Source organism: Neptuniibacter marinus, assembly GCF_965223595.1.
GTDB classification, from domain to species: domain Bacteria; phylum Pseudomonadota; class Gammaproteobacteria; order Pseudomonadales; family Balneatricaceae; genus Neptuniibacter; species Neptuniibacter marinus.
The window spans coordinates 3,339,796-3,356,370 of sequence record NZ_OZ245004.1 but is presented as its reverse complement, the minus strand read 5'-3'; the positions used below and the strand labels follow the sequence as shown (position 1 = coordinate 3,356,370).

The 16,575-nt window shown below is 43.8% G+C and carries 15 protein-coding genes; all 15 read left to right on the top strand.

Annotation, left to right across the window (positions count from 1 at the left end; all coding sequences use genetic code 11):
* Positions 1-3 precede the first annotated feature (3 nt).
* The 15 genes from fabZ (at position 4) to ACOQOE_RS15775 (ending at position 16,572) form a co-directional block, all read left to right on the top strand.
* Entirely contained in the window at positions 4-441 is a 438-nt protein-coding gene (gene fabZ / locus ACOQOE_RS15845) for a 3-hydroxyacyl-ACP dehydratase FabZ (protein WP_067866228.1), read from the top strand.
* A 3-nt stretch (positions 442-444) separates the two neighbouring features.
* Entirely contained in the window at positions 445-1,215 is a 771-nt protein-coding gene (gene lpxA / locus ACOQOE_RS15840) for an acyl-ACP--UDP-N-acetylglucosamine O-acyltransferase (protein ID WP_067866229.1), read from the top strand.
* 8 nt (positions 1,216-1,223) lie between these two features.
* Entirely contained in the window at positions 1,224-2,381 is a 1,158-nt protein-coding gene (gene lpxB / locus ACOQOE_RS15835; RefSeq protein WP_067866231.1) for a lipid-A-disaccharide synthase, read from the top strand.
* Positions 2,381-2,974 carry a ribonuclease HII gene (gene rnhB / locus ACOQOE_RS15830; protein ID WP_420554445.1) on the top strand — a complete coding sequence of 198 codons (594 nt, stop codon included), beginning with the start codon at positions 2,381-2,383 and terminating at the stop codon, positions 2,972-2,974. Before lpxB ends, rnhB begins: the two co-directional genes overlap by 1 nt.
* Before the next feature lie 25 nt (positions 2,975-2,999).
* Entirely contained in the window at positions 3,000-6,506 is a 3,507-nt protein-coding gene (dnaE, locus tag ACOQOE_RS15825) for a DNA polymerase III subunit alpha (RefSeq protein ID WP_067867204.1), read from the top strand.
* A gap of 67 nt (positions 6,507-6,573) precedes the next feature.
* Complete coding sequence (gene accA / locus ACOQOE_RS15820; protein WP_067867247.1) at positions 6,574-7,536, top strand: acetyl-CoA carboxylase carboxyl transferase subunit alpha; 963 nt, start codon at positions 6,574-6,576, stop codon at positions 7,534-7,536.
* Positions 7,526-8,866, top strand: a complete 1,341-nt coding sequence (tilS, locus tag ACOQOE_RS15815; RefSeq protein ID WP_420554444.1) for a tRNA lysidine(34) synthetase TilS — start codon at positions 7,526-7,528, stop codon at positions 8,864-8,866. The genes accA and tilS overlap by 11 nt, the downstream gene beginning before the upstream one ends.
* 69 nt (positions 8,867-8,935) lie before the next feature.
* The gene (locus tag ACOQOE_RS15810; RefSeq protein ID WP_420554443.1) at positions 8,936-10,561 is read left to right on the top strand and encodes a CTP synthase; all 1,626 of its coding nucleotides are present in this window, start codon (positions 8,936-8,938) and stop codon (positions 10,559-10,561) included.
* A 58-nt stretch (positions 10,562-10,619) separates the two neighbouring features.
* Positions 10,620-11,915: a phosphopyruvate hydratase gene (gene eno, locus ACOQOE_RS15805; protein WP_420554442.1), complete on the top strand. Its 1,296-nt coding sequence runs from the start codon at positions 10,620-10,622 to the stop codon at positions 11,913-11,915.
* A 72-nt stretch (positions 11,916-11,987) separates the two neighbouring features.
* The gene (ftsB, locus tag ACOQOE_RS15800) at positions 11,988-12,278 is read left to right on the top strand and encodes a cell division protein FtsB (protein ID WP_067867245.1); all 291 of its coding nucleotides are present in this window, start codon (positions 11,988-11,990) and stop codon (positions 12,276-12,278) included.
* A 3-nt stretch (positions 12,279-12,281) separates the two neighbouring features.
* Positions 12,282-13,316, top strand: coding sequence for a tRNA pseudouridine(13) synthase TruD (truD, locus tag ACOQOE_RS15795; protein ID WP_420554441.1), 1,035 nt, complete (start codon positions 12,282-12,284; stop codon positions 13,314-13,316).
* A gap of 10 nt (positions 13,317-13,326) precedes the next feature.
* The gene (gene surE, locus ACOQOE_RS15790) at positions 13,327-14,076 is read left to right on the top strand and encodes a 5'/3'-nucleotidase SurE (protein WP_067867194.1); all 750 of its coding nucleotides are present in this window, start codon (positions 13,327-13,329) and stop codon (positions 14,074-14,076) included.
* A gap of 26 nt (positions 14,077-14,102) precedes the next feature.
* Positions 14,103-14,741, top strand: a complete 639-nt coding sequence (locus tag ACOQOE_RS15785) for a protein-L-isoaspartate(D-aspartate) O-methyltransferase (protein ID WP_197468059.1) — start codon at positions 14,103-14,105, stop codon at positions 14,739-14,741.
* Positions 14,742-14,750: 9 nt separating this feature from the next.
* Positions 14,751-15,692, top strand: coding sequence for a DUF368 domain-containing protein (locus ACOQOE_RS15780; protein WP_420554440.1), 942 nt, complete (start codon positions 14,751-14,753; stop codon positions 15,690-15,692).
* Positions 15,693-15,696: 4 nt separating this feature from the next.
* A complete protein-coding gene (locus tag ACOQOE_RS15775; RefSeq protein WP_420554439.1) occupies positions 15,697-16,572 on the top strand; it encodes a peptidoglycan DD-metalloendopeptidase family protein in 876 nt (291 codons plus the stop codon).
* Positions 16,573-16,575 lie beyond the last annotated feature (3 nt).

The window sequence follows — 16,575 nt, the reverse complement described above, 5'->3', positions numbered from 1 at the left end:
GAAATGATGGATGTGAATGAAATTCGGGAATATCTTCCGCATCGGTATCCTTTCCTTTTGGTGGATAGGGTGTTGGAGCTAGAAAAAGGAACGTCCATTGTTGCGATTAAAAACGTTACAGTTAATGAACCCTTTTTTAATGGACATTTCCCCGACTATCCTGTGATGCCTGGTGTTTTAATTGTTGAAGCTATGGCGCAGGCTGCAGGTATTCTCGGTTTTAAAACAATGGATAAAACGCCACAAGATGGATCTATCTACTATTTTGTGGGTGCGGATAAACTACGCTTCAAACGTCCTGTAGTTCCAGGTGATCAGTTAAAGTTAGAGGCGACTGTTGTATCTGAACGTCGAGGTATTTGGAAATTTGATGTGCGTTCATCTGTCGACGGTGATACGGTAAGTACTGCAACTATTTTGTGTGCTGATAGAAAGGTTTAAGTCTTGATCGATTCTCGTGCTGTTATAGATCCCTCTGCAAAGCTGGCCAGTGATGTTGCTGTAGGGCCGTGGTCTCTTATTGGACCTGATGTCGAAATCGGTGCGGGTACAGTTGTTGGGCCTCACGTTGTTATAAAAGGCCCAACGACAATTGGCAAAAACAATAAGATTTTCCAATTTGCTTCGGTGGGTGAAGATTGCCAAGATAAAAAGTATGCAGGTGAGCCAACCAAATTGGTTATCGGTGATAATAATATCATTCGAGAAGGTGTAACTATTCACCGAGGTACAGTGCAAGATGCGGGGGTTACTCAAGTAGGTAGTGATAACCTTTTTATGGCCTATGCGCATGTGGCACACGATTGCATTGTTGGTGACCATGTCATTATGGCCAATAATACGGCCATTGCTGGGCATGTTCATGTCGGTGATTGGGCTGTTCTTGGTGGGTTTACTGCCGTGCATCAGTTTTGCCATATTGGTGCACATGTCATGTGCGGGACCAGCACTGTAGTGCTCAAAGATATCCCTGATTACATTATGGCCAATGGTAATACAGCAGCCCCTCATGGTATTAATGTTGAAGGTTTGAGGCGAAGAGGTTTTTCAGCTGATGCTATTGCCAATTTACGCCGCGCCTACAAGATTATTTACCGCAAAAAATTGACTATTGCTCAAGCGCTAGTTGAGCTACGGGAGCTTGCGGAAAGCTGTCCCGAAGTCCTATCTCTGATTCACTCTATTGAATTATCAAGCCGCGGCATTATTCGCTAGGAGAAACTATGCCGAATCCTCTGCGAATAGGCATTGTTGCGGGAGAAGCCTCAGGTGATATTTTAGGCGCGGGCCTTATCCGATCACTTAAAACCAAGTTTCCAGATCTTATCGTTGAAGGTATAGGTGGTGAGCTTATGCAGGCTGAGGGCTGTATATCTCGTTACCCGATGGAACGTTTATCTGTGATGGGGCTAGTTGAAGTTCTTGGTCGATTGTTTGAGCTGCTTAAAGCCCGTAGAAAGCTTATCCAATATTTTATCGATAATCCCCCAGATGTTTTTATTGGTATTGATGCGCCAGACTTTACCCTTCATATGGAAGGTCGTTTGAAAGCGGCAGGAATTCCCACGGTTCATTATGTAAGTCCCTCTGTTTGGGCGTGGAAACGTAAGCGTATTTTTAAAATAAAGCAAACTACAGATTTAGTACTAGCTTTGTTTCCCTTTGAGCCCGCTTGTTATCAAGAAACAGGTCAGAGAATTGAGTTTGTTGGTCACCCATTAGCAGATCAGATTGTAAATGATCCGTCTCTTCAGGATCCTCGGGCTTTATTTAGTATTAGCGAGTCTCAGCGAGTTGTCGCGCTGTTACCGGGTAGTAGGGGGAGTGAGATAAAATATCTGGCTGAACCTTTTTTACAGACAGCAAGATGGTTAGCGGAAAAAGAGCCAGATTTGCTTTTTCTTTTGCCGGCGGCGAATGAGCAGCGATTCAATGAGCTTGAAGCTTTACTTAATGAGAGCTTTTCTGGGCTTAATGTTAGATTAGTACTGCAGCAATCTAGGCAAGTTATGGCTACTGCTGATGCAATCTTGATCGCTTCAGGTACAGCAACACTCGAAGCGACTATTTTGAAAAAACCGATGGTTGTGGCCTATAAAATGGCATCATTAACTTATGCTATTTATTCCCGAATGATTAAATCTCGTCATATATCATTACCTAATTTGCTGGCTGATGAAGCGTTGGTCCCAGAAATTTTACAGGATGATGTGACCCCCAGAATTTTAGGCGAGGCGCTATTAAAAGCTCTGAATGATCACTCTTATATTGATTATGTGCAGAAGCGTTTTGAAGATGTTTATACTCAGTTGCATCAAGATGCTGATGAGCGAGCCGCATCTGCGATCGTTAAATTGCTTGAGGATAAAGGAGTGCTGTAATGGATGGTTTTGATTTTGGGAAAGGGAAGCGGGTAGCCGGTGTTGATGAGGTTGGTCGAGGTCCATTGATCGGCAATGTTGTAGCGGCGGCTGTTATTCTAGATCCATCGAAACCGATTGTAGGTTTAGCCGATTCAAAAAAATTGTCTGAGAAGCGTCGAGAATCACTCGATCTTGAAATAAGAGAGAAGGCACTTGCTTGGTGTGTTGCTTCTGCATCCCCTGTGGAAATTGACGAGCTGAATATTCTGCATGCGACAATGCTGGCTATGCAGAGAGCCGTTGAAGGGTTAGATGTAACACCCGAATTTGCTTTTATTGATGGTAATCGTTGTCCCCAGCTATTATGCCCAAGTGAAGCTGTAGTTAAAGGGGATAGTAAAGTTGCTGAGATCAGTGCCGCATCCATCATCGCTAAAGTTGCGCGTGATAAGGAGATGCAGGAACTTGATGTTTTGCACCCAGAATATGGGTTTGCTAAACATAAAGGTTATCCGACTGTTCTCCATTTAGAAGCATTAAAAAAGCATGGTCCGTTAGTTCAGCACAGGCGTTCTTTTAAGCCTGTACGTCAGTTATTAGAAGAAAATTAACTTAACCCATTTTAGATTGAGCACCATGTCAGAGCTAGCCTTAAACGATCCTAAATTTATTCATCTACGTGTACATACTGAGTTTTCCTTAGTGGATGGATTAGTGCGTGTTAAAGAGCTTATTGCAGCCGCAAAAGCGAATAATATGCCTGCTGTAGCGATGACAGACCAAACTAATCTTTTTGCTTTAATTAAATTTTTTAAAGCAGCCACAGGTAGTGGTATTAAACCACTATGTGGGGCGGATCTTTGGGTTGAAAATACGGATGAACCGGGAGGCGAGCCTTATCGATTAACCTTCTTAGTGAGAAACTCTGAAGGTTATCTGAATCTAATGGAGCTGATCTCCCAAGCTTATTCTGAAGGGCAAAATATCATTCATGATATGGCTCTAATTAAAAAAGAATGGGTTGTAGAGAAATCCAAGGGTTTAATTGTACTCTCAGGTGGTAAGCGGGGAGAAATTGGCCGTTCCATTCTGGCTGAAAATGGTCAGGCTGGTGATATTTTACAATATTGGATGGATGTATTTCCTGATTCGTTCTATTTGGAAGTGCAGCGTACAGGTCGCAGTGGTGATGAGCAGGTGGTTCACGGTTCAGTTGCTTTAGCTAAACAGTATAACTGTCCAGTCGTTGCGACCAATGAAGTCATGTTTATTAAACCTGAAGACTTTGAGGCCCATGAGGTTCGCGTTTGTATAAACCAAGGGCGGGCCTTTGAAGACCCTACTCGCCCTAAAGATTATAGTGAAGAGCAGTATTTCCGTTCTCAAGATGAAATGGCGGAGCTTTTTAGTGATATTCCATCGGCTGTTAGTAATACAGTAGCTATAGCGAAACGTTGTAATATTGAAATTGAAATGGGGACTTACTACCTGCCGAAATATCCTATCCCTGAAGGGATGTTGATGGATGATTATTTTCGCAAGGTCTCCTATGACGGTTTAGAAGAGCGTTTAGCCATTCTTCTTGATCGTGATGATCCTGAGTATGACGCTAAGCGGCAATTGTATGTTGACCGACTTGAGTTTGAACTTGAGATCATCATACAGATGGGTTTCCCAGGTTACTTCCTTATCGTAATGGACTTTATTAAATGGGGTAAGGAAAACGGTGTACCTGTAGGGCCTGGGCGTGGTTCTGGTGCCGGTTCATTGGTGGCTTATGTACAAAAGATTACTGATTTAGACCCACTTGAATATGACTTACTGTTTGAGCGGTTCCTAAACCCTGAGCGTGTTTCTATGCCGGATTTCGATATCGATTTCTGTATGGATAACCGTGATAAGGTGATTGATTATGTGGCTAGAACTTACGGTCGTGATGCGGTATCTCAGATTGTTACTTTCGGTACTATGGCGGCCAAGGCGGTTGTCCGAGATGTAGCGCGTGTGCAAGGCAAGCCTTTTGGTTTGGCAGATCGTCTATCTAAGCTTATCCCGTTTGAGGTTGGGATAACGCTGACGAAAGCGATGGAACAAGAGCCAATGTTAAGTGATTTTGTGAACTCAAGCGCTGAAGCTCAAGAGATCATGGAGATGGCGTACAAGCTAGAAGGTATTACCCGAAACGTAGGTAAACATGCCGGTGGTGTTGTTATCGCCCCCACCAAACTAACCGATTTTTCTGCAACTTATTGTGATGAAGAAGGTAAAGGCCTTGTTACCCAGTTCGATAAAGGTGACGTTGAAGAAGCGGGTTTGGTTAAATTCGACTTTTTGGGGCTGAGAACGCTGACAATTATTGATTGGGCGTTACAAACGATTAATGGCATTCGAGAGAAAAATAATGAAGAGCCTCTCGATATAGCATTAATTGATTTAGAAGATAGAAAAACATTTGATCTTCTGCAATCCTCTGAAACTACCGCTGTGTTCCAGTTAGAGTCGAGTGGTATGAAGGATCTTGTCCGCCGCTTATTACCCTCTCGTTTTGAAGATATTGTCGCACTTGTTGCACTCTTTCGTCCGGGGCCTTTGCAGTCGGGCATGGTTGATGACTTTATCAACCGTAAGCATGGCCGTGCTGAGATGGCTTGGCCGCATCCAGATTACCAATTAGATAGTTTGCAGCCAGTATTGGAGCCGACTTACGGTATTATCCTTTACCAAGAACAGGTTATGCAGATTGCTCAGGTTATGGCTGGATATACCCTTGGTGGGGCTGATATGTTGCGCCGTGCTATGGGTAAGAAAAAGCCTGAGGAGATGGCGAAGCAACGCGCTTTGTTTTTAGAGGGCTCTGAAGCTAATGGTATTGATAAAGACTTAGCAGGTAACATCTTTGATCTGGTAGAAAAGTTTGCCGGTTATGGTTTTAACAAATCCCATTCCGCCGCCTACGCGCTCGTTTCTTACCAGACAGCGTGGCTAAAAACCCATTATCCCGCTCCTTTTATGGCTGCAGTGCTTTCTTCGGATATGCAGAACACTGATAAAGTAGTGATCTTCGTTGAAGAATGTCGTCAGATGAAGATTGCACCAACCTTGCCTGATGTTAATAGTGGCGATTATATGTTCACTGTTAATGATGACGGCGACATAGTTTATGGACTAGGGGCCATTAAAGGGGTTGGTGAGGGGCCGATTGAAGCGATTGTTGAAGCAAGAGCTTCAGGGGAAGAGTTTAAAGACCTGTTTGATTTCTGCCAACGTGTTGGGGCAAAGAAATTAAATAAACGGGTGCTTGAAGCGCTGGTCAAATCGGGTGCCCTAGATAAATTAGGGGCTGAGCGTGCTGTGTTATGGAAAGCTATTCCTGATGCCCTGCAGGCTGCCGACCAAACCGCTAAAAACCAAGATGCAGGTATGTTTGACTTGTTTGGCGAGGCTGAGGCTGAGTCAACGCGAGATCCTTATGAGGAGTACAAAGGCGTTAGGCCTTGGACTGATAAGGAGCGCTTAACTGGTGAGAAAGATACCTTAGGGCTCTATTTGACGGGTCACCCTATTGATGAATATGCGTCTGAATTGAAGCATTTTGTTAGTAAACGTATTGTTGAGCTTCAACCTGCACGTGGACAATCGCAAAAAATTGCCGGTCTAGTGGTAGAAATTAGGCTGAAAAAGACCAAAAAAGGCGATAACCTCTGTTTTGTGACTTTAGATGATCGTAGTGCCCGCATTGATGTGACGCTTTTTGGGGATACCTATGATGAAGTAAGGGAGTCTGTGAAAAAAGATGTGGTTCTTATCGTAGAAGGAGAGGTAGCAGAAGATCACTTCTCTGGAGGTTTGAAGGTGCGTGTTAATAAAGTGTTAACGATTCCTCAGGCACGCTCACAATATGCGTCTGGTGTTCAGGTGGTTGCAACGGCAGATCAATTTACTGGTAGAAAGTTAAAAGAGTTCGAAAGTTTACTTAATACTTACAAGATTGGCGGTCAGTTACCGGTCAAAGTGCGTTATAAAAGAGCAGATGCTGAGGCGGTACTAACCTTAGGTGATAACTGGAGGGTACAAGCCAGCGATGAGCTACTTATTGCATTAATGGAGCGTTTTGGTCACGAATCAGTCTCTTTGAGTTACTAGGTCTGGTTCTTAAAGCTGCAAAAAGGTACACTTTGCACAATTTTTCACTTAAGCATAGATGAGTCATATGAATCCTAACTATCTGGATTTTGAGCAGCCGATTGCGGAGCTGCAGGCAAAAATTGAAGAACTTCGTTTGGTTGGAGATGACACTGCCGAGTTAAATATCTCTGAAGAGATTTCTCGTCTTGAAGGTAAGAGTCGTGCTTTGACGGAATCAATCTTTTCAGACCTTTCTGCGTGGCAAGTGTCTCAACTAGCACGTCATCCTCAACGGCCGTATACATTGGATTACATTGAATATATTTTTGATGAATTTGATGAGATACATGGCGATCGCCATTTTGCGGATGATCAGGCTATTGTTGGTGGTACAGCACGCCTTGATGGAAAGCCTGTTATGGTTATTGGCCACCAAAAAGGGCGTGGCGTGCGTGAACGTCAAAAACGTAACTTTGGTATGCCGCGTCCTGAAGGTTATCGTAAAGCACTGCGTCTGATGGAGATGGCTGAGCGTTTTAAAATGCCTATCCTGACCTTCATTGATACACCGGGTGCTTATCCGGGTATTGATGCTGAAGAGCGTGGCCAGTCAGAAGCTATAGCGTTTAACTTGGCTAAAATGTCACAATTTAAAACACCCATTATCTCTACCGTGATCGGTGAAGGTGGATCTGGTGGTGCGTTGGCGATTGGTGTATGTGATGAGCTTATGATGATGAGCTACTCTACTTACTCTGTTATATCTCCTGAAGGTTGTGCATCGATTCTTTGGAAGAGTGCTGATCGTGCAGCTGATGCAGCGAAAGCGATGGGTATTACATCTGAACGTTTGCATGAATTAGGCCTAGTTGACCAAATTATTAATGAGCCATTGGGTGGTGCACATCGTGACCCTGCTCTAACGGCTGCAAACTTAAAACGTCACTTGTTAGGTGTTTTAGAGCACTTGAATGAATTACCGACTGAAGAGTTGCTTGAACGACGTTATAAGCGTCTGATGGCTTATGGTTTTGGCGGTGAAGAGTAACCCTGAAGCGGTTGCTGTTCTCAAAAAATGTGAGCGCCAATTTAAAAATGCGCTCACAGTTGTTTCTTCTTCAGATATAGAGCGTTTCCTTATTGCTCATAGTGGTGGTTTAGACTCTCAGGTCTTACTAGTGCTAGCTTCTCGCTTGTTACCTTCCTCTAAGATACATGTTGTCCATATTAATCATCATTTACAAAATGAGGCTGATAGTTGGGCTGCTTTTTCGTGTGCTCAGGCTACTATGCTTTCTCTTGCTCATGAAGTGGTTGATGTTTTTCCTGAAAACTCATCTGAAAACGCTGCGCGAGATGCTCGATACACTGCATTTGAGCAGGTAATAAGGGCTAGGGATTTGTTGTTAATGGGGCATCATGCAGATGACCAGGCTGAAACCCTCTTATTTAGAATGCTGCGTGGAGCTGGATTGCTGGGGTTGTCGGGCATGGCTGCGATGCGTTCTTTGGGGGAAGGGGCTCTGTTTCGTCCATTGCTTAAGTTGAGTCGTGCAGAGTTGGAGCAAGTAGCTGATCTATTGGAACTTGAATATATAGATGACCCGAGCAATCAGGATGAGAGTTACGATCGAAATTATTTGCGTCATCGTGTGATGCCGTTGTTAAAGCAACGATGGTCTCATGTGTTGACTCAGTGGCAGAAAAGCGCTGAGCTTATGGCTGAATCGCACTCTTTGCTGGAATCCTATCTAGAATCAGACCTTTTAGGCTGTACCGATCAACGGGGATGCTTAGATTTACAGAGATTAGAGGGGTTTGAGCCGCAAAAACGTCGTGCGTTATTGCGTCATTGGGTTTATGTGAAAACAGGTATTCGAATTAATCAGGATCAGTTGCAAGTGATTTTTGCTGATGTTGTGCTAGCTAAGGTTGATGCTAATCCTGTTTATATTTTGGGTGGATATAAGTTACGGCGGTTTTTAGGTGCACTTTATTTAGATCGTGATGATCTATCCTTGCCTAACTTTTTGTGTGATGGCCTCCCAGTTGTACGCGAAGGGGAGTACGATTTGGGTGAGGGAACATTGTATATATCCGCTGCGACAATGGGGCTTAAATCCTTATCCGATGTTGTGGTAAAGCGCCGTAAAGGTGGAGAGCGCTGTCGTCCTCAAGGTAAAAAACACTCAGTCTCTGTTAAAAAACTATTACAAGAAGCAGCGATACCGCCTTGGTATAGGGAGCATTGGCCGTTACTTTATGTCGGCGATCAGTTAGTTGCAGTGCCTAGTATTTGCATTTGTGAGGGATGGTACTCAGAAAAGTCTGGCTTTTCTGTTTTATGGTGCTCCTTTTCATTGTCTGAGGGCTGCTAATTTGCTATCTTATAGCGCCATCTCCAACTTAAAATTTCCTCGTTTAATACACGATCAGACAGGTTCTGCATGACGCGATATATCTTCGTCACAGGCGGTGTTGTGTCCTCATTGGGCAAAGGCATCGCATCCGCATCTCTCGCTGCCATTTTGGAAGCCAGAGGGCTGAAAGTAACTATGTTGAAACTGGACCCATATATCAATGTGGATCCAGGGACTATGAGCCCCATCCAGCATGGTGAAGTTTTTGTAACAGAGGATGGTGCAGAAACCGACCTCGACCTTGGTCACTACGAACGTTTTATTCGTACGACCATGAGTAAACGTAATAATTTCACTGCTGGGCGTATCTATCAGCATGTACTCCGTAAAGAGCGCCGTGGTGATTATCTTGGTGGTACAGTACAGGTTATTCCTCATATTACCGATGAGATTAAGCGTCGTGTTATAGAGGGTGCTGGTGATGCTGATGTTGCCTTGGTAGAGATTGGCGGCACTGTTGGTGATATTGAATCGCTACCGTTTATGGAAGCTGTTCGCCAACTTAAAGCGGAACTCGGTTCATCTCGCGCTATGTTTATGCACTTAACCTTAGTGCCTTATATTGCTACTGCGGGTGAGATCAAAACTAAGCCGTCTCAGCATTCGGTTAAAGAGCTTCGTTCAATCGGTATTCAACCGGACATCTTGGTATGTCGGTCTGATTTTGCGATACCCGATTCATCGCGCCGTAAATTATCCCTGTTTACTAACGTGGAAGAGCGGGCGGTTATTTCGTTACCTGATGCCGATACTATCTACAACATTCCTCGTATGCTGTCAGAACAGCATCTTGATGACATCGTGATAGAGCGTTTTAATCTTGAATGTGGCGAAGCCAATCTTGATGAATGGGATCGTGTAGCTGATGCTCACTTGAATCCTGAAGGTGAAGTTAAGATTGCCATGGTTGGTAAATACATGGAGCTTCTGGATGCTTATAAATCATTGATCGAGGCGCTTTCCCATGCGGGTATCGCCTTGAAGAGACGAGTTAAAATTGAGTGTATCGATTCTGAACGTGTAGAGCGTGAAGGGGTGGGTATTCTTAGTGATGTTAATGCTATTCTTGTGCCTGGCGGTTTTGGTGAACGAGGCGTTGAAGGGAAGATCAGTGCTGTTCGCTATGCGCGTGAGAACAAGGTTCCATACTTAGGTATCTGTTTAGGTATGCAAGTAGCAGTGATTGAATTTGCGCGTAATGTTGCAGGTTTGGAAACTGCGACTTCGACTGAGTTTGACGCTCAGGCAGAGCATCCGGTTGTTGGTTTGATTACTGAGTGGAGAACATCTGAAGGTGATGTAGAAACGCGTGGTGAAACTGATGACTTAGGTGGAACAATGCGCTTGGGCGCCCAAATTTGTCATTTGGCTGAAGGATCTACGGCGGCTAAAGCTTATGGTTCTACAGAGGTGACTGAACGTCACCGCCATCGTTACGAAGTGAATAACAATTACGTCTCTAAATTAGAAGATGCTGGCCTACGTATCTCTGGACGTTCAGTTGATGGTGAGTTGGTCGAAGTCGTAGAAGTAGCGGATCATCCTTGGTTTGTGGCTTGTCAGTTCCATCCTGAGTTCACGTCAACTCCTCGTGATGGTCACGGGTTGTTTACCGGATTTATTCAGGCTGCGATAGATCAACAAGCTAATTGAAAAATTATGGACGGGGGCTTTAGCCCCCTGAACGAAAAATTTCTGGAGTTTTTTACCCATGACACAGATTGCTAACATTAAAGCCCGCGAAGTATTGGATTCTCGTGGAAACCCAACTGTAGAAGCTGACGTTATCCTAGCGTCAGGTGTTGTTGGTTCAGCCTGTGCCCCATCTGGTGCATCAACAGGCTCTCGTGAAGCACTTGAACTTCGTGATGGTGATAAAGCGCGTTACTTGGGTAAAGGCGTATTGAAAGCAGTTGCTGCAGTCAACGGTGTTATCCGTGAAGCGCTAATTGGAATGGATGTTACTGATCAGCGTGCGCTTGATAATAAAATGCTTGAGCTGGATGGTACCGAAAATAAAGAAAACCTTGGCGCAAACGCTATCTTGGCGGTTTCTTTGGCGGCGGCTAAAGCAGCGGCTGTAGAGAAAGGTATTCCTCTTTATGCGCACATTGCAGATGTGAACGGCACGCCAGGACAGTACTCTTTGCCTGTGCCTATGATGAATATTCTGAATGGCGGTGAGCACGCGGATAATAACGTAGATATCCAAGAGTTTATGGTGCAGCCGGTTAATTTTGATAAGTTCTCCGAAGGTTTGCGTTGTGGTGCAGAGATTTTTCATGCATTGAAAGCGGTTTTAAAAGCCAAAGGCTTGAATACAGCGGTCGGTGATGAAGGTGGTTTTGCGCCTAATCTCGCGTCCAATGAAGAAGCGCTGGTTGTTATTAAAGAAGCGGTCTCAAATGCAGGTTATGAGTTAGGTAAAGATGTAACTCTAGCTTTAGATTGCGCCGCATCTGAATTTTATAAAGATGGCAAATATGATCTTGCTGGCGAAGGTAAGGTTTTTGATTCCGAAGGTTTTAGTGATTACCTTGCGGTTCTTACTGAAAACTATCCAATCGTTTCTGTTGAAGATGGTTTGGATGAGTCAGATTGGGAAGGTTGGGCTTATCTGACGAAGAGAATTGGCAATAAAGTTCAATTGGTTGGTGATGACCTTTTTGTAACTAATACTAAAATATTGAGCCGTGGTATTGAGCAGAGTATTGGTAACTCAATACTGATTAAATTTAACCAGATTGGTTCTTTGTCAGAAACGCTTGATGCTATCAAAATGGCTAAAGATGCTGGATTTACTGCGGTTATCTCTCATCGCTCAGGCGAAACAGAAGATACCACTATTGCTGATTTAGCTGTGGGTACGGCTGCTGGTCAGATTAAGACAGGTTCACTATGTCGTTCTGACCGAGTAGCTAAGTACAATCGCCTGCTTCGTATAGAAGAAGAGTTAGGTGCTGATGCTATCTATAATGGTTTGAAAGAAATTAAAGGGCAGGGCTAACGTAGTTGTTTGCTCAATAGTCTGATATAAAAAGGGGGCGGATTGCCCTCTTTTTTTGCTTAAAGAATGTCTATGTATCGCTGGTTAATTACGTTACTCATTTGCCTTTTATTAGGACTGCAATACCGATTGTGGTTCGGAGAGGTGAATGTGCGTGATATTTGGGACTTGAATGCCAAAATAGAGTTGCAGAAAAGTATTAACCAAGAGTTAAGTCAAAGAAATAGTGAGTTAGAAGCTGAAGTTCAGGATCTTAAAAAAGGGCAAGCAGCGCTAGAAGAACGTGCTCGAAGTGAATTGGGCATGATACGTGATGGCGAAACGTTTATTCAGTTAGTTGAGCCTGTAGAAGAGAATAAATAACACGTGATAATCCTACCTACAGATTTTAAATATTTATACGGCGTTCCTGAGAGCGAAGCAGTTATTCGTTCAACCCCTGAAGATTTCCAAGTTATAGAGCTGCTTGGCTTTGAACCTGAGGGGCAAGGTGAGCATGTATTTTTATATATCCGCAAACGTGGAGAGAATACAGATTGGGTTGCACGCCAGCTAGCTAACTTTGCTCAAGTTGGTCCGCGGGATGTGACTTATGCCGGCAAAAAAGATCGGCATGCGGTTACTGAACAGTGGTTTTGTATTAAATTTCCCATTAAGCGAAATCTCAATTGGAAGCTGTTTGGTGGCGATAGCATTGAGGTGCTTGAGGCGGTACGTCATCCGCGCAAACTTCGCTTAGGTACGCTAAAAGGGAATACCTTTAGGCTGTGCTTACGGCAAGTTACGGATATGGATGCGTTGAAGCGTCGCGTGGCTTTGGTAGAACAAGGGGGCGTACCTAATTACTTTGGTGAACAGCGCTTTGGTTTTGATTTTGGTAATTTGTATAAAGGCATTGCCCTGTTAAAAGGGGAGATTCAGGAGCGGCAGCGTAACAAAAAAGGGATCTATATTTCGGCGGTGCGCTCATGGTTGTTTAACCAGCTTTTGTCTTCACGTATAGAAAGCGGGTTGTGGGGTCGCATAATGGATGGTGATGCTTTGATGATCTCCGGCAGTCAGAGCTGTTTTGTTGAAGAAAAGTCGAACGATGAACTACAGGAGCGCCTTAATAATGATGCTATTACGCTGACTGGGCCTTTGTGGGGGCGTGGTGAGATGATGCCTACAGGTGAAGCCGAAGAATGGGAGCGCTCTACTTTGTTGCAATGGAAAGGCGTTTCCGATCTTTTAGAAACCTTAAGTTTAAATCAGGAGCGAAGAGCTTTGAAGCTGCAGCCTGAAAACCTTAAGCTAGAGCAGATAAGCGAGACAGAGTGTTGGATTGAGTTTGGTTTAATGTCTGGTGCTTTCGCAACAAGTGTACTTCGAGAGCTGTGTTTAACTTCTGTGTCAGAGTAACGACGGATATATGAAGATATTAATCTCAAATGATGATGGTGTTTATGCTCCAGGGTTGTCGGCGTTAGTCCGAGCCTTATCTGATTTAGGCGAAGTGTTGGTCGTCGCTCCGGATAGAAATCGGAGCGCCGCGAGTAATTCTTTAACCCTTGATAGACCATTGGAAATTGTTCACCACGAAAATGGATTTTATAGTATCAATGGCACGCCGACCGATTGTGTTCATATTGGTGGGTCTGGAGTATTGGGCATGGAACCAGATATTGTAGTGTCAGGGATTAATGCTGGCCCTAATCTTGGTGATGATGTGATCTACTCAGGTACGGTTGCTGCTGCGATGGAGGGCAGGCATTTTCGTTATCCCTCCATTGCTATATCATCAGGCAGCTTTCATCCAGCTTCTTATGAAGCTGCCGCGCAAGTGGCCAAAGATATAGTAGCTAATATTCATCAGCTGAATGTTGCGCCGAGAACTATTTTAAATGTTAATGTGCCTGACTGCTCTGTGGATGAATTTAGCGGTATTCATGTGACTCGTTTAGGGCATAGATCCTGTGCTGATAAACCAATAGTAACCCATGACCCTCGCGGAAAGGTGCGTTATTGGATTGCTGGAGCGGGGGCTGCAGCAGATAGGGCGCCGGGTACTGATTTTTATGCGTTAGATGAGCGTTGTGTATCTATTACGCCTTTGCATGTGGATATGACGGAATACGCAGGTATGGATAATGTAGGTGATTGGTTGGAGCGTAGTTTTTGAACGATAAGCAATTACGTGGGATAGGAATGACCTCACAACGAACTCGAGACCGATTAATTAATCGGTTAAGGGAGCAGGGTATAGTTAATGAATCTGTACTCGAAGTGATGCGTCAGACGCCTAGACACATCTTTATTGATGAAGCTTTATCGCATCGTGCGTATGAAGATACAGCCCTACCTATTGGTTTTAATCAGACTATATCGCAGCCTTTTATTGTCGCACGTATGACTGAAACCTTATTGGCGGATGGGCCTTTAGATAAAGTGTTAGAAGTGGGTACCGGTTCAGGGTATCAAACATCCATTTTGGCACCCTTGGTGTCCGAATTGTTTAGTGTAGAGAGGATTCGTCCTTTACAAGAAAAAGCACGAGAGCGGCTAAAACTGTTAGGACTTAGTAATGTCCATCTTAAGCATACCGATGGAGGAATGGGTTGGTCAGTCAAGGCTCCATTTGATGGGATATTGGCTGCCTGTGCTCCGGAAGAAGTTCCAGAAGAGTTGAAGCAGCAGTTAGCTATTGGTGGAAGACTCATCATTCCTGTAGGTGGAAGTGATAGTCAGGAGCTTAAGCTGGTTTTACGCCTCTCAGAAGAGGAGTTTTCAACAGAAGTGCTTGAGTGTGTGAAATTTGTTCCATTATTAAGCGGTACTGTACGTTAGGGAGTTTAGATGCAAGAAAGGCGTTCACTGCGTGATTATATTGCGCTGTCGGGTAAAGGTATGATGATGGGGGCTGCAGATGCGGTTCCTGGCGTGTCTGGAGGCACAATCGCCTTTATGATGGGAATATATGAAGAACTTATATTTTCATTAAAGCAGTTTGGTCCAACCGCTGTACTGATGTTGTTTAGGGAGGGGCCTGTTGCTGTATGGAAACATGTCAATGGCTCGTTTCTTTTAACACTTATTTCCGGAATACTATTTAGTTTATTAACTATCTCTCATGTTGTTCTGTATTGGTTAGCAGAATATCCGGAATTGCTTTGGTCTTTTTTCTTCGGTCTGATCTTGGCTTCAGTATGGTCAGTCTGTCGGCATATAGATCTATGGGATCGTAATACCTATACCTCCTTTATTGTTGGGGTGGTTACGGCTTACTTTGTTACATCAATGTCTCCTACAAGCTTGGAGGTAACACCGCTGTTTATCTTTCTGTCTGGTATGGTGGCAATTTGTGCAATGATTCTTCCCGGTATTTCAGGAAGTTTTATTCTGTTGCTCTTAGGTATGTATGCGCCGATCTTGATGGCTATTAAAAATTTAGAGTTGGTGACCCTAAGTTTATTTGTTGGTGGCTGTATTGTTGGGTTGTTAAGTTTTTCTCGTGTATTGAGTTGGATGTTTAGTTCTTTCAAAACCACCACCTTTGCACTATTAGGTGGCTTTATGTTGGGCTCGCTTAATAAAGTGTGGCCTTGGAAATATACAACAGCCTATACCATTAATCGGCATGGTGAGGAGATACCTTTAGTGCAAGAAAATATATCTCCGTTTTCCTTTGAGTCGCTTACGGGTGAGCCCGCGTTATTAATGTATTCTTTATTATTGATGATTGTAGGGGTTCTTATGGTTGTAGTAATTGAAAAAATGGGGCGAAAATCAGAGGTATAGTATTGTGCTGCTAAGATGGTTTTTAGCGTTTACTATAACGGGGTCGCTTGTAGCATGTGGTGGACACACTTATGCGCCCGTTAGTGAACGTGCTGTGCCTGCAGCTATCCATCCGACTACATCAGAATACATTGTTAAAAAAGGGGATACGCTTTATTCCATAGCGTTTCGTTACGGGATGGATTATAGACAACTGGCTGCCTTGAATGGCATTGGCAGCCATTATAGTATTTATCCTGGACAGCCTTTAAGATTAAAGCCAGCGACAGCACCTTCACGCGAATCAATTGTTCGCGATTCTTCTATAGTGGCTCCTAAGCCTATTATTACGTCTACTCGGCAGAATGTTGTCGCTAATAAGCCTGCATCAAAATCTAAGCCTCAAGCTCAGGCAACAACGAAAACGCAGATTAAGAGTATAGCTAAGACTTCATCTATAGCTAAGCCGCCAGCAAAAACAACAACTACTAAGAGTAAAAATCCCATAATTAAAACAAATTCTTCAGGTAAAATTTACTGGAAGTGGCCGACAAACGGTAAAATCTTAAATACATTTAAAACAAAGGGTGTTATTAATAAAGGGATAGATATTGCTGGGTCAAGAGGTCTGGCGATTAAAGCAGCGGCGTCAGGCAAGGTTGTCTACGCGGGTAATGGCTTGTTAGGTTATGGGAATCTCGTAATTATTGATCACAATCAGCAATTTTTGAGTGCATATGCACATAATAGTCGTGTTTTAGTAAAAGAAAATGATATGGTTAAAACAGGTCAGAAAATTGCTGAGATGGGTAGCAGTGGTGCGGATAGAGTCATGTTACATTTTGAAATACGACGTGATGGGAAACCGGTTGATCCACTTAGGTATTTACCCAAGCGATAGCCA